Source organism: Erwinia sp. S38 (assembly GCF_016624545.1).
GTDB lineage: Bacteria > Pseudomonadota > Gammaproteobacteria > Enterobacterales > Enterobacteriaceae > Erwinia > Erwinia coffeiphila.
Genome location: NZ_JACVTS010000005.1, coordinates 19,580 through 32,776 on the forward strand (window position 1 = coordinate 19,580; position 13,197 = coordinate 32,776).

Annotated in this window: 12 protein-coding genes and 3 tRNA genes; 8 read left to right on the forward strand and 7 right to left on the reverse strand. The window is 55.8% G+C overall.

Going from position 1 to position 13,197, the window contains the following annotated elements; all coding sequences use genetic code 11:
* Nucleotides 1–2 precede the first annotated feature (2 nt).
* Nucleotides 3–1,307, reverse strand: a complete 1,305-nt coding sequence (gene yjjJ, locus IBT46_RS07300; protein ID WP_200545089.1) for a type II toxin-antitoxin system HipA family toxin YjjJ — start codon at nt 1,305–1,307, stop codon at nt 3–5.
* Between the two features lie 326 nt (nt 1,308–1,633).
* Nucleotides 1,634–1,709, reverse strand: a tRNA-Ile gene (locus IBT46_RS07305).
* Between the two features lie 659 nt (nt 1,710–2,368).
* On the opposite strand from IBT46_RS07305, the gene IBT46_RS07310 reads away from it, so the two are divergent.
* The 4 genes from IBT46_RS07310 (at nt 2,369) to IBT46_RS07325 (ending at nt 7,432) form a co-directional block, all read left to right on the forward strand.
* Nucleotides 2,369–3,760, forward strand: coding sequence for an MFS transporter (locus IBT46_RS07310; RefSeq protein WP_200545090.1), 1,392 nt, complete (start codon nt 2,369–2,371; stop codon nt 3,758–3,760).
* Nucleotides 3,761–3,784: 24 nt separating this feature from the next.
* On the forward strand, nt 3,785–4,849 hold the full coding sequence (locus IBT46_RS07315; protein ID WP_200545091.1) for a LacI family DNA-binding transcriptional regulator: 1,065 nt from the start codon (nt 3,785–3,787) through the stop codon (nt 4,847–4,849).
* Nucleotides 4,846–5,841 (forward strand): nucleoside hydrolase, encoded by a 996-nt coding sequence (locus IBT46_RS07320; RefSeq protein ID WP_200545092.1) that lies wholly within the window; start codon nt 4,846–4,848, stop codon nt 5,839–5,841. Before IBT46_RS07315 ends, IBT46_RS07320 begins: the two co-directional genes overlap by 4 nt.
* 355 nt (nt 5,842–6,196) lie before the next feature.
* Nucleotides 6,197–7,432, forward strand: a complete 1,236-nt coding sequence (locus tag IBT46_RS07325; protein WP_200545093.1) for an MFS transporter — start codon at nt 6,197–6,199, stop codon at nt 7,430–7,432.
* A gap of 32 nt (nt 7,433–7,464) precedes the next feature.
* Here the strand turns inward: IBT46_RS07325 and IBT46_RS07330 are convergent, their stop codons facing one another.
* Nucleotides 7,465–7,932: a YbaK/EbsC family protein gene (locus IBT46_RS07330; RefSeq protein ID WP_200545094.1), complete on the reverse strand. Its 468-nt coding sequence runs from the start codon at nt 7,930–7,932 to the stop codon at nt 7,465–7,467.
* 12 nt (nt 7,933–7,944) lie between these two features.
* The gene (locus IBT46_RS07335; protein WP_200545095.1) at nt 7,945–9,063 is read right to left on the reverse strand and encodes a diguanylate cyclase; all 1,119 of its coding nucleotides are present in this window, start codon (nt 9,061–9,063) and stop codon (nt 7,945–7,947) included.
* Between the two features lie 247 nt (nt 9,064–9,310).
* Here IBT46_RS07335 and IBT46_RS07340 point away from each other — a divergent pair, with 247 nt between their 5' ends.
* Nucleotides 9,311–9,595 carry a DUF1435 domain-containing protein gene (locus IBT46_RS07340; protein WP_105595803.1) on the forward strand — a complete coding sequence of 95 codons (285 nt, stop codon included), beginning with the start codon at nt 9,311–9,313 and terminating at the stop codon, nt 9,593–9,595.
* A 141-nt stretch (nt 9,596–9,736) separates the two neighbouring features.
* Here IBT46_RS07340 and IBT46_RS07345 read toward each other — a convergent pair.
* The 3 genes from IBT46_RS07345 to rsmC form a co-directional block, all read right to left on the reverse strand.
* Nucleotides 9,737–9,823 (reverse strand) — tRNA-Leu (locus IBT46_RS07345).
* 33 nt (nt 9,824–9,856) lie between these two features.
* Nucleotides 9,857–9,943, reverse strand: a tRNA-Leu gene (locus IBT46_RS07350).
* A 176-nt stretch (nt 9,944–10,119) separates the two neighbouring features.
* Complete coding sequence (rsmC, locus tag IBT46_RS07355) at nt 10,120–11,154, reverse strand: 16S rRNA (guanine(1207)-N(2))-methyltransferase RsmC (protein WP_200545096.1); 1,035 nt, start codon at nt 11,152–11,154, stop codon at nt 10,120–10,122.
* Nucleotides 11,155–11,258: 104 nt separating this feature from the next.
* On the opposite strand from rsmC, the gene IBT46_RS07360 reads away from it, so the two are divergent.
* Genes IBT46_RS07360 through yjjG form a run of 3 tightly spaced genes read left to right on the forward strand, consistent with a single transcriptional unit; the run spans nt 11,259 to nt 12,778 of the window.
* The gene (locus tag IBT46_RS07360) at nt 11,259–11,681 is read left to right on the forward strand and encodes a DNA polymerase III subunit psi (RefSeq protein ID WP_200545097.1); all 423 of its coding nucleotides are present in this window, start codon (nt 11,259–11,261) and stop codon (nt 11,679–11,681) included.
* Nucleotides 11,644–12,084 (forward strand): ribosomal protein S18-alanine N-acetyltransferase, encoded by a 441-nt coding sequence (rimI, locus tag IBT46_RS07365; RefSeq protein ID WP_200545098.1) that lies wholly within the window; start codon nt 11,644–11,646, stop codon nt 12,082–12,084. Before IBT46_RS07360 ends, rimI begins: the two co-directional genes overlap by 38 nt.
* 13 nt (nt 12,085–12,097) lie before the next feature.
* Nucleotides 12,098–12,778, forward strand: a complete 681-nt coding sequence (yjjG, locus tag IBT46_RS07370) for a pyrimidine 5'-nucleotidase (protein ID WP_200545099.1) — start codon at nt 12,098–12,100, stop codon at nt 12,776–12,778.
* The last annotated feature ends 419 nt before the right edge of the window (nt 12,779–13,197 follow it).

Below are 13,197 nucleotides of genomic sequence, written 5' to 3' on the forward strand. Positions count from 1 at the left end.
TTTTATCCCAGGCGAGCAATACGCGAGCTGGCCTCGTCAAGATGACGGCGTAATACGTCAAGACATGGGGTGAAATTGGCGGAAAAGCGGTTGCAGCTGCTGGCCGCAGCATAAAAGTTCTCAGCCAGTCCCAGCGCTTCCTGCCAGATGTCTCGACTGATGATTTCCGGTAATGACGCAGCCCGAAGTTCGTTCACGATAGCGCCGCCAGCTCTGGGTGCAAACCCCATAGGCAGGATGTCGTAGGCCGGGGCGAGATGATATGGGCGGCCACGGTCGCTGATGAACGACAGGTTACCGTGGTGCATGTCGGTATTGCCAATCAACATGCCGAATGCCCAAAGCCGTGCGGTGCTGGCTGCCGATTCAGGGTCGACATGTCCCTGCGTAACAAGGCTATTAACCAGAACAGGCCAGGAGGCCGGGGCATTGCCGACAAATTCTGCATCAAGCGCACGTAGCGAGAAGACGCCAACACGGCCCAACTTGCCAACGCGGTCGAATCGGGGGATCTCAAGGAAGCGCTGGCCACCAAAATCAAATAATTCTGTTTCCACACCCAGCAGCCCCAGCGCCAGGTGTTCGGCCAGCAGAAGGTCGCGCCAGCGTTCGCTAACCGGATTATTGTCCGGGGCCGAGAATTTCACCAGTACGTGCCCGCGTTCTGTATAGGTACAGAATTTTGGCTGTTCTCCTCCTGCTGATGATCCAGGAGCCTCACCGGCACCCGCTGCCAATGCCAGCGCGGGATACGCAGTGGCGCGCTCAACCGGGACGGGTTCCGGCATTTTCAGGAAGCGGTTTCGCGCCTGTTCCCCTATCAGCAGGTTGCCAATAGCATCATGGCCCTGTGCGAGCAAAGCTCTAACCACATCTGAATCGGTCCACTGCTCTGGATTCGTCGGCAGGCCGAGATCGGCCGCATATGCTGATGCCCAGGCGCGCCCAAGATACCCCTGTGGCCGCATGTCAAACAGCCACCACGGCAGTCCGTCGCTATGGAGACTGACGTTGTCGGTCTGCACCATAACAAATCCCTCAGGCCGAACCGGAATGAGTTCGCCAAGCGGCATGACGCGGCCTTCAGCAGTGATACGGTAAATGGGCGCAGATCTGAATCCGCGCCAGGCGTCGCGCAGGGCATATTGAATAGATGGGCCCGCTCCAATCCGCACAATATCATCCCCCATATCCCTTAGTGCACGGGACATCGTTGGCTGGCTGATTCCCAATATTTCAATAAGTTGCCGAGCTTTCATCGGCCCCTGGTTGAGCAACTGGCGTAGTGTGTCAGAACGAGCAGGCATAATATTGAATCACTCTATGAATAGATAAATGAATAACTAAGTGAATGGATATCTTATCAGTTAAATTTTAACCGATCACCTCTCTGGAAGGGGGGGGTGGGTGTTTTTTGATCGGAAAAAGATTGTGTGTGGGGATGGCATCAGGTTGCAGAGGGAGGGGATGGGGTAAAAGCGGCAAGGCGGCAAGCAAAGTGGGACCGGTAATGGATTATAACGTTGAAGCAGCAAAGCAATTTCTCTGCCGCCACTTTGCTGCCACTCAAATCTCAGGCAACAAAAAGCCACTCAATAGAGTGGCTTAATCATATGATTCTAAAACTAAAATTTGGTGGCCCCTGCTGGGTTTGAACCAGCGACCAAGCGATTATGAGTCGCCTGCTCTAACCACTGAGCTAAGGGGCCTGAGGCGCAGGATTATAATGGAACTGCGCGCAGCGATCCAGCGTTTACCATTTGTATGTCTATTTTCCAGGCAAACTACGACAACCCGGAACTGGTTGAATTACAGACAGTTTGAGCACGACGATAGAACGATCCCCCATGGCTAACCTGCGCAAGGTGCTTCCATAAATCTTCCTGACGTTCATTTTTCTGCAATATTTTCCCGTTAAAAATCGGGCTGCGCGATTCGGCCGGGTGGAAAGCGTTGCGCATCTGCCGGGCTTTGGTGTGATAGAAAAAGTTGAATTTTTAACCTGTTTTATCCCCTTGATTTTGTTTGTAATTCCATTGGTTTTTTGTGATTAATATCAAGATTAATTAATGAGTTAGTCCTGCTGCCTTGATTTATCTACACGCGTAGATAGAATGCGTGTTGAGTGAAAATTCACGGCGTGGGAAATCCGGCGGCCACGTGAAGGTCAATTTTGTTTCGCGTTACTTATATGACTGGTCGCTTTTGAACCGGCGAGCGCGGAACGAAAAACATGTTCCAACACCAGGGAACCCGTTACCGATCTTTGCTACAGGGCTTTATGTTTCTCTCCCCCGACCGTGTTTTTTCCTCATGCAGGAAGCGCACGGCAGGGGCCTTAAATGGATTTTCAAATCAGGATTTGTCTATGTCTCAACCTAATAGCGTTGCCAAACCCGATACGGTGCCACCTACCGCAGCGGCCGATGAACGTTTAACCACCGAAGAAGGGCGTAAAGATTTTTGGCGAGCGACCCTGTCATGCTGGCTGGGCACCGCGATGGAGTACGCTGACTTCGCGCTGTACGGGTTGGCCGCCGGTATTATCTTTGGCGATGTCTTTTTCCCCGAAGCCAGCCCCTCAATGGCGCTGCTCTCCAGCTTCGCGACCTGGTCGGTTGGCTTTATCGCCCGCCCCATCGGTGCGCTGTTCTTCGGCTGGCTGGGCGATCGCCGTGGCCGAAAAATCGTCATGGTCTCCACCATTATTCTGATGGGCGTTTCAACGACCCTGATTGGCCTGATCCCCTCTTATGCTTCCATCGATCTGTGGGCTCCCGCCTGTCTGGTGATCCTGCGCTTTACTCAGGGTTTCGGAGCCGGGGCGGAGCTTTCCGGCGGTACGGTGATGCTCGGTGAATATGCCCCGGCGCAGCGGCGTGGGCTGGTATCCTCAATTATTGCGCTCGGTTCCAACAGCGGCACGCTGGTTGCGTCGCTGGTGTGGCTGGCGGTGGTGCAGATGGATCAGCAGTCGCTACAGGAGTGGGGCTGGCGCATTCCTTTCCTGTGCAGTTCGCTGATTGCCCTGGTGGCGCTGTGGATACGCCGTCATTTACGCGAAACGCCGGTGTTCGAACGTCAGAAACAGGCGCTACAGCAGCAGCGCTCGCAGGTGAAAAGCACACCGGCAACCACCGATAACCGTGGATTCTGGCAGCGCAGCCGTGCTTTTCTGGTGATGGTCGGCCTGCGAATTGGTGAAAACGGTCCCTCGTATCTGGCTCAGGGGTTTATCATCGGCTACGTGGTAAAAGTGCTGGCCGTAGATAAATCCGTGGCGACGACCGCCGTGTTTATTGCCTCTCTGCTTGGCTTCCTGATTATTCCACTGGCGGGCTGGCTGTCGGACCGCTTTGGCCGCCGGATTACCTATCGCTGCTTCTGCCTGCTGCTGATCCTCTATGCCTTCCCGGCCTTTATGCTGCTGGATTCCCGCGAGCCTGCCGTGGTGATTGCCACTATCGTCACCGGAATGGGGCTGGCATCGCTGGGGATTTTTGGCGTACAGGCGGCGTGGGGAGTAGAGTTGTTCGGCGTGACGCATCGCTACACGAAAATGGCCACGGCGAAAGAGCTGGGATCGATTCTCTCCGGCGGTACGGCACCGCTGGTGGCTGCGGCGCTGCTCTCCTGGACCGGGCACTGGTGGCCGATTGCCACCTACTTCGCGGCGATGGCGGCGATTGGGCTGATGACAACGTTTGTTGCACCGGAAACGCGCGGGCGCGATCTTAACGATCCCGACGACGCAATTTAACCACAAAATAAGGATAGCGGCTGAATGGCAGTAAATAATCTGACGAAGTCGGCGGCCGCAAAGCAAAACCCTCATCGTGCCACGCGTGCCGATGTTGCCAGAGAAGCCGGAACCTCAGTAGCGGTGGTCAGCTATGTGATCAATAACGGCCCGCGTCCGGTGGCGGCGACCACGCGCGAACGCGTTTTGGCGGCGATTAAGAAAACCGGCTATCGCCCCAATAATGTGGCGCGGGCGTTGGCCTCCGGCACCACCAAAACCTGGGGCCTGATTGTGCCGAATATCGATAACGCCTTTATCGCTTCGCTGGCCCATGCGCTTCAGCAGGAGGCGCTGGCCAACGATATGGTGATGTTGTTAGGCGATTCGGGTGACAGCCGCAGGCGCGAGCTGCAGCTGATTAATAATATGCTCAGCCAGCAGGTCAGCGGGCTGTTTTATATCAGCGTGGATCGCCACCCTTACACCGATTTACTGCGGGCCAGCGGCACGCCATTTGTGATGCTGGACAGTGTCGATCCGGCACTGCAGGTCAGCGTACTGCGGGTGGATGAGCGGGAGGCTTCCCGTCAGGTGACTACTCACCTGCTAAGTCATGGCTACGGCGAGGCGGGGATTATCTGCGGTCCGCTGGAGATGCTGAATACGCAGGAGCGCCTGCTCGGCTGGCGGGAAGCGCTGGCAGAGCACGGCGTGCAGGAAAATCCGCAGTGGATTTTTAGCACGCCCTACACCCGCGAAGGTGGCTATCTGGCGGCAAAAAAAATGTTACAGGGGGCGACGGTGCCGCGTGCGCTGTTTGCTACCAACGAAGCGCAGGCAATTGGCTGTATCCGCGCGCTGAGCGAGCAGGGGCTGAAGGTGCCGGAGGATGTGGCGCTGGTCTGTTTCAACGGCACGCAGCAGTCGGCCTATCACGTGCCTTCGCTGACCACCGTTCGGCAGCCGGTGGCCGAGATAGCCAAAGCGGCGATCGTCATGCTGGCAGAATGGAACGGTAAAGCCATGCTGCGCGAGTTTTCCCACCGGCTGGAGATTGGTGAATCCTGTGGCTGTCAGGCAGCCCCTTATTCCGATAGCGAGTTATGAAGAGATTAATTATTGACTGCGATCCCGGCAACGGGATTGCCGGAGCCAATGTAGACGACGGGCTGGCGATAGCACTGGCGCTGGCGGCGCCGTCGCTTTCACTGGAGCTGATCACCACGGTGGCGGGAAATACCCCCAGCGAGGTGGGATACAGCGTGGCGAAAGATTTGATGCAGCGTACCGGCAGGCCGGTGCCGGTGGTGAAAGGGGCCGACATGGCGCTGTATGAACCTGCCGGGCCGTGGCGCGAAGTGCTGGATCGCAGGGTAAACGGTAATCAACTGGGACATCTGTGGCAGGGGGTACGTCAGCCCGCCAGCTTTGAACCCACGCAGCAGGAGGCGGCGGATGCGATCGGCCAGCTGATTTGCGACAACCCGGGTGAAATTACCCTTGTGGCGATCGGTCCGCTGACCAACATTGCGCTTGCACTCCAGCGCTATCCGCAGATGGCGCAGGCGGTGCAGGAGATTGCCATTATGGGCGGGGTGTTCGCGCTGGATGATTTTATTAAGGACACCAACTTCGGTATCGATCCGGAGGCGGCGCATCAGGTGCTGACCAGCGGCGCGAATATCACTCTGGTGCCGATGGACGTCACCAGCAAAACGATGATGACCCACGGCGATCTGGATCGTATTGCCCGGCTGCCCGGGCCACTGGCCGAATTTGTCAGTGAAACGCTGCGGCCGTGGATTGATTACTCGATGCAGACGCGTCGCCTGCCTGGCTGCTGGATACACGATGCGCTGGTGGTCGCGTGGCTGATTAATCAGGATGTTGCCCGTGCGGCGGATTACTACGTCGACGTTGAACTCCGGCCGGGCATGACGCGCGGTAAATCCTGGCGCTACCGCCCGCCGCTGCGGCTGGATGTCGGGATTGACCAGCCCGAGGGGGGACTGATCCACGTGTTGCAGTCCGTGGATAACGATCTGCTGTTAGCGATGCTGGAGAAGTATCTGGCGATGACCCAACCTGCAATTCCCTGAATCAATGAAAGCGTGAGGCTGATGCAGGATGGTCTTTCGATTGCACAAGATCGAGGCCGATGCATCAGTATCCTCTGACTTTTATCGTACAGGCCGGTACGCGCTATCCCCTCCTTTGCCAGGAGTCTGGTGAATATGTACCGGTTTCCCCACTCATTCAAAAGCGGCCTGGCACTATCTGGTCTCGGCGCGGTTTTGCCCTTACTCGATGATTACCTGCCTAATAATTACTCAGGAAACAAACTGAAACTTCCGCTTACACCCTGATGATAAGCCTGACAAAAGCGTCCAATCGGGGTTCTGTTTCACATGCTATAAACAAATTAATAACAAATATCCCCTACAGGACATCCCCATGCTTAACTGGACTTCTACCCAGCGCAATGTGGCGTTCGCCAGCTTTGCCAGTTGGACGCTGGATGCGTTCGACTTCTTTATTCTGGTTTTTGTGCTGAGCGATATTGCCGCCAATTTCCACACCGAAATTTCCGATGTCTCGCTGGCAATCATGCTGACGCTGGCGGTCCGGCCGATTGGCGCGCTGCTGTTTGGTCGCCTGGCGGAAAAGTACGGACGACGCCCGATCCTGATGACCAACATCATTATCTTCTCGCTGTTTGAGCTGCTTTCCGCCTGGTCACCGACGCTGGAGTGGTTCCTGATCTTCCGTGTGATCTACGGCATTGCGATGGGTGGCGTGTGGGGCGTGGCCTCTTCGCTGGCGATGGAAACCATTCCCGATCGCTCGCGCGGACTGATGTCCGGCGTGTTTCAGGCGGGCTATCCCTGCGGCTATCTGCTGGCGTCAATTATCTTCGGCCTGTGCTACAGCATGGTGGGATGGCGCGGGATGTTCCTGATTGGTGCGTTGCCGATCCTGCTGCTGCCGTTTATCTATTTCAAAGTGCCGGAGTCGCCGGTATGGCTGGCCGCCCGTGAACGTAAGGAGAGAGCGGCGCTGATGCCGGTGCTGCGCAGCCACTGGAAGCTGTGTATTTATCTGGTGCTGCTGATGGCCTGCTTTAATTTCTTCAGCCACGGGACTCAGGATCTCTATCCTACCTTCCTGAAAGTGCAGCACGGCTTCGATCCGCACACCGTCAGCATCATCGCCATCTGCTATAACATTGCGGCAATGCTGGGCGGCATATTCTTCGGTTCGCTGTCGGAGAAAATCGGGCGCAAGAAGGCGATGATGATCGCGGCTTTTCTTGCGCTACCGGTGCTGCCGCTGTGGGCGTTTTCCAGCGGCTCGTGGATGATTGGCTGCGGGGCATTTCTGATGCAGTTTATGGTGCAGGGCGCGTGGGGCGTGGTGCCGACTTATCTGACTGAACTGGTGCCGGCCAATGCACGTGCGGTACTGCCGGGTTTTGTCTATCAGCTGGGTAATCTGATTGCATCGGTGAATGCCACACTGCAGTCGAAAATTGCCGAAGCGCACGGCAATAACTACGGGCTGGCGATGGCGATCGTTGCGGGAACGGTGGCCGTGCTGATCTGCCTGATTGTTGCCTTTGGGCGTGAAACCCAGGGCGTTAAAATTTCAGGTAGTGAGGTCCGGGGGCAGGGTGCTGCGGAAAATCGGTGAAGGGACGACAGCCCGGGGCCATCGTCGCTAAGTCATTCAGGCGGCTGGCAGACGTCGACCCATTCGGCGTCGGTCAGGGTGGCCATATACTCCGGCGCGATGCGCACCGCGCTGTGGATAGCGCCCGCCGCGGGCAGCACTTCCTGATAGTCACGTAGCGAGATGTCGCAGTAAACGGTGAGCGGGTTTTCCAGACCGAACGGACAGACGCCGCCAACCGGATGGCCGGTCCAGCTCACTACTTCTTCGCCGTTGAGCATGCGGGCTTTCGCACCCAGGGCCTGCTTCAGCTTGCGGTTATCCAGCCGCGCATCGCCACGTGTCACGACCAGCACCACGCGATCTTTCACTTTCAGCGACAGCGTTTTGGCAATCTGCCCCGGTTCAACCTTGTGGGCACGCGCGGCGAGATCGACGGTGGCGGTGCTCTCTTCCAGTTCAATAATGGCGATTTCGGGCGCGCGATCGGCAAAAAACTGCCGTACGGATTCCAGACTCATGTTGATTCTCCTTTATTTTCCGCCGGTAAAGACATTCTGGGGATCGGCGGCCTGTGGCTGGGTGCTGTTCATCAGGTCCTGCCAGGACAGCAGCATATTGCGTCCCTGGTTCTTGGCCAGATACAGCGCGCGGTCAGCATTGGTCAGTGCGGTGTTAAAATCGTCGCCTTCCAGCGGGGCGATACCGGCGCTGAGGGTGACGTGGGTCGATACCTTGTCGTTAAATCGGTGGGATATCTCCAGATTAACCACATACTGACGAATGCGCTCCGCCAGCTGCATGGCGATAGTTTCATTGACGTTAGTCAGCAGCACCAGAAACTCTTCGCCGCCAAAGCGGGTAACGACATCCCGCGATCGCACCGCGTCACGAATGGCAGTAGAAACGCGTATTAACGCCTGATCGCCCATGGTGTGGCCGTAGTTGTCGTTGTAGGCCTTGAAATTGTCGATATCCAGCAGCAGGACAAAGTGGCTGCCCGAGTGTTTTTCAAGAATGCTTTGCAGGCGGTTATGCAGGCCACGACGGTTATATAAGCCGGTGAGCGGGTCCAGCATGCTGAGATCGCTGTAGGACTCTTTTTCGGCATAAAGCTGGCTGAGCAGACGACGGGTGAAATTATCCAGCCGCCGCAGCATCAGATGATGAAGGGTGAAGCCGACCAGCGGCAGCGTGACGGTAAACAGCATTAACAGCGTATTGCGGCCGGCATCCAGGATCAGCACGGTTGCCGCGGTCGGCAGGGCGTGCAGGCAAAATGCCAGCAGATGATCCCCCAGTGCAATGGCGCTAATAAAGAAGACGCTGACCAGGGCAACCAGCAGGTAATTATCGGCGATATAGAACTGATAATGATAGCGGGAGAATATATGCCACGCCCAAAGTAGGCCGGTAAATAAAGCCACACTATTCAGGCGCTGTATTTGCGCCGCCGGATTGATTAGCAATCTTGCTAGCAATGCCACGCTGAATATCGCAATAAGTAACGTGGGAGCGCAGGCCGTGAGTGGCGTATGGCTGGTGGCGCGAAGCGACAAAAATAAAGCGGTAACAATATTTAAAAAAAGAAATAGCATCAACGACAGGCGACGCTTGCTGTTAAGCAATTTATCATAGATTTTAGTTTGCATTTTATATACTCGTGACTGCCCTGGAATATCAAAGCATGGCTCGCTGCAGACGACAGATGCTTATCAACTGGAATAGTTTAGAGCTGTTATTATTTGATTTTTCTGAATTGTGATCCGAGTCAATCTAACATTTATCAATCAGGCTGTCATCCGCCAGAATAAAGTTTCAACAATGTTGCTGCAAAGTGATAAAAAGTGTCATATGATATTGGTAATCATTATCATTTGAAATTGTGTGGACACAGCTATGGTAGCCGCAATGATCACTGCGTGTGGACTATGGGGGGTAAGCTGGATGATGGGTAAAAGACTCGATAGCGGTTGGGGCGTTCTGCTGCCCTGCACGGTTATGCCGCTGATGGCAATGATGGAGCTGTCATTCACCGAATGGCGGATGCTGATGGTCGTGGCGTTTCTGGCAACCGTGGTGATGCTGTTTCATAAACGTCTGCGCCATTATATGCTGTTGCCGTCGTGTATTGCGCTGGTGGGCGGGCTTGCGGCGATTACTGTTAATTTCAGTACGCAATAAGCGGATAATCAGCACCATCAGGGACGATGGATATATCACTGCAAAGATTAAGTATTGCTGAGGATAAATGAATAAAACCGGGAGTGAATAAGATGCTTCTGGGGATAACTGCTGGGATTTTTCAGGGAGAGGTAATCAACATGGTGCGAAGAGAGGGACTTGAACCCTCACGTCCGTAAGAACACTAACACCTGAAGCTAGCGCGTCTACCAATTCCGCCACCTTCGCGCAGATGCTGCGTAATATGAATAACATGGTTTTTGGTGCGAAGAGAGGGACTTGAACCCTCACGTCCGTTAAGACACTAACACCTGAAGCTAGCGCGTCTACCAATTCCGCCACCTTCGCATACCCGCAACACAACAACGTTGTATCGCAACCACGGAGGCGCATTCTAGAGATTTTACCAAGTACGTCAACAGTTATTTTTTATTGCTGGATCAATCGTCTGAAAAAACAGCGAATGGGCGGCTTTTGGTGCTTTCAACGCGCTTTATGGGGGCCGTTCAGGCCCCTGACGAGCGTTAACGTGATGCTTTTGGTGCGCGGCCTTTAACGGCGCGATACACCTTGAAGCGGCCGTTCTGCAACAGCACTTCGTGGCTACCGAAGGTTTCATCCAGCACCTGCGGATACGGCAGGAAGGCGTTAGCCACAATTCGCAGCTCTCCGCCGGTGTTCAGATGAGTGACCGCACCGCGGATCAGCGTCTGTGCCGCATCCAGGCTGGTCTGCATGCCGTCGTGGAACGGTGGATTGGAAATAATCAGATCGAAGCGCCCGCTAATGCCGGAATAAACGTTACCGGCAACCACGGTGCCTTCCAGGCCGTTGGCGGCCAGCGTGGCTTCACTGGCAGCCACGGCGCTGGCGCTGGCATCGGTCAGCGTCAGTCGAACTTTAGGAGAGTGGCTGGCCAGCATGGCGGACAACACGCCTGCGCCGCAGCCTACGTCCAGCACTTTGCCTTTGGTGTGTGGCGTCAGCGTGGAGAGTAGCAGCTGGCTGCCGACATCCAGTCCATCGCGGCTGAATACGCCCGGCAGGGTTTTGATGGTCAGATCGCCCAGCGCGTAATCTTCCCAGTAGCCGTCGGCATCAAACGTTGGCTGCTGCTCAAGACGGCCGTGGTACAAGCCACAGCGGCGGGCGCTGTCGATTTTTTCCAGTTTGGTCCAGTTTTCCAGCATCGGTTCCGCGCTGCGCACGCCGCTGCGGTTTTCACCAATCACAAAGATGTCGCTGCCAACCGGCAGCAGGGCCAGCAGGTTTTGCAGCTGGAACTGGGCTTCCGGCTTGTTTTTCGGCCAGTAGTACACCAGGGTGTCGCAGCCCTCGGCGATCTCTGCCGTAGCCACCAGACCGAAAAGAACGTTTTCACCCATCGCACGGTTCAGGATCTGCCAGTGATGATATTGCTGGGTATGCGCCCGGCTCTTTGCGGTTTCCAGCTGTGCGGGCAGGTCATCCTGCAGATCGCCAGCAAACAGCACGCGGCGTTGGGAAAATTCATCACTGTGGCGCAGTATCACTTCACTGGCCGGGGTAAATGCGGACATCGGTCACTCCTTAAAAATCAGAGCGGCGATTATAGTTGTTTGTTGGCGCAGTTTCGAAGGCTTTGTTACCCTATGCCGGTTACACGGGCAGCCAGACAGGAAAAATGATGTCTTCCAGACGCGACTGGTTATTACAGCAAATGGGTATTACGCAGTATACGCTGCGGTGTCCACGTGCCCTGCAGGGAGAGATTGCGGTGACCTTACCCGCAGAAACCCGGCTGGTAATTATTGCCGAGGTGCTACCCGCTATGCAGGACCCGCTGGTCGCGGATGTGCTGCGTGCGCTGGAACTGCGCGAACCGCAGGTGCAGATGCTTACGCCTGAACAACTGGCGATGCTGCCGGATGACACCCGCTGCCATAGCTGGTGCTTAGGATTAGATGCTCCGGGCACGCTTGCCGGAACCCACCTTGTTTCGCCGGTGCTGGCGGAGCTTTATCACAATGCCGGTGCCAAACGGGCGCTATGGCAGCAGATTTGCCAACATGAATCAGATTTCTTTACTCACCACGCACGATCTTGATGCCGCGTTTGCTATTGAGCAGCGCAGTCACGCTTTTCCCTGGTCGGAAAAAACCTTTGCCAGCAATCAGGGCGAACGCTATCTGAACTTCCGTCTGGAAGTGGATGGCGTGCTGGCCGCGTTCGCTATCACGCAGGTGGTGCTGGACGAAGCCACGCTGTTTAATCTGGCCGTCGATCCGGCATTCCAGCGCCGTGGCTTTGGCCGTGAGCTGTTGCAGCACCTGATCGCCGAGCTGGAGCAGCGCGGGGTTCTGACCCTCTGGCTGGAGGTTCGCGCCTCTAACCGGCCGGCTATCGCGCTGTACGAGCAGTTGGATTTCAATGAGGTGTCGATCCGACGCAACTACTACCCGACCGCAGACGGCAAAGAAGACGCCGTGATTATGGCCTTAACGATTTAACCGGGAATGACCGATGCTTACCCAATGGGACTGGATTTTATTTGACGCTGACGACACGCTGTTTCACTTCGATGCTTTTGCCGGATTACAGCGGCTTTTTGAGCGATACGACGTGCAGTTCAGCCATGCTGATTTCGATGATTATCAGGCGATTAACAAGCCGCTGTGGGTGGATTATCAGAATGGCGTCATTAGCGCCCTGCAGTTGCAGCATCAGCGTTTCCAGGGCTGGGCGGATCGTTTGCAGGTGACGCCGCACGATCTGAATAGCGGTTTTCTGACCGCCATGGCTGAGATTTGCCTGCCGCTGGAGGGGGCAACGGATCTGCTTAATGCGCTGAAGGGCCGGGTGAAAATGGGCATCATTACCAACGGTTTTACCGCGCTTCAGCAGGCGCGGCTGGAGCGCACCGGCTTCCTCGGCTATTTCGATCTGTTGGTGATTTCCGAGCAGGTGGGCCATGCTAAGCCGCACCCGGCGATTTTTGATTATGCGCTGTCGCAGATGGGTAATCCGCCGCGCGATCGGGTGATGATGGTGGGGGATAATCCGGATTCGGATATTCTCGGCGGGATCAATGCCGGGATGGCGACCTGCTGGCTGAATGCTGACGGGCGTGCTCAGCCGGAGGGGATTCATCCGATGTGGCAGGTGGCGTCGCTGGGTGAGTTACAGGATAAGTTATTGAGTTAAGGTTGCGGCCAGAACGGGCCTTTATCGAGCATTTAAGAGTGAAATTGCTGCTCATTCTGCGCATGGCGTATCGGGGATGGCCGGAACGCAGACCCGCTGTTACGTTCCAGTGCTTGGGGGGTTGCTTCAGATTCTGCGTCTGGCGTATCGGGGCTGGCCGGAACGCAGACCCGCTGTCACATCCCTGTTCGCTCGGCCTCGCACCTCCCTGTGCTCGGACGGTCCGCTTATCCGTCCAGCCCCGATTGCCTGAATGTCTCGGTGTCGCTGCTCGAAAAGCGGCATCTGACCTTAGCTGAAGAGTCTTGGTAAGGTTAATTAAATAACTGTTTTTAAGCAGCAACAACACTGTATGAAAGGGGAACCGTGACGGGACAGGTTAGCCGGGTGTCTGCCGCAAGGATGCGGCAGCCAAGCCC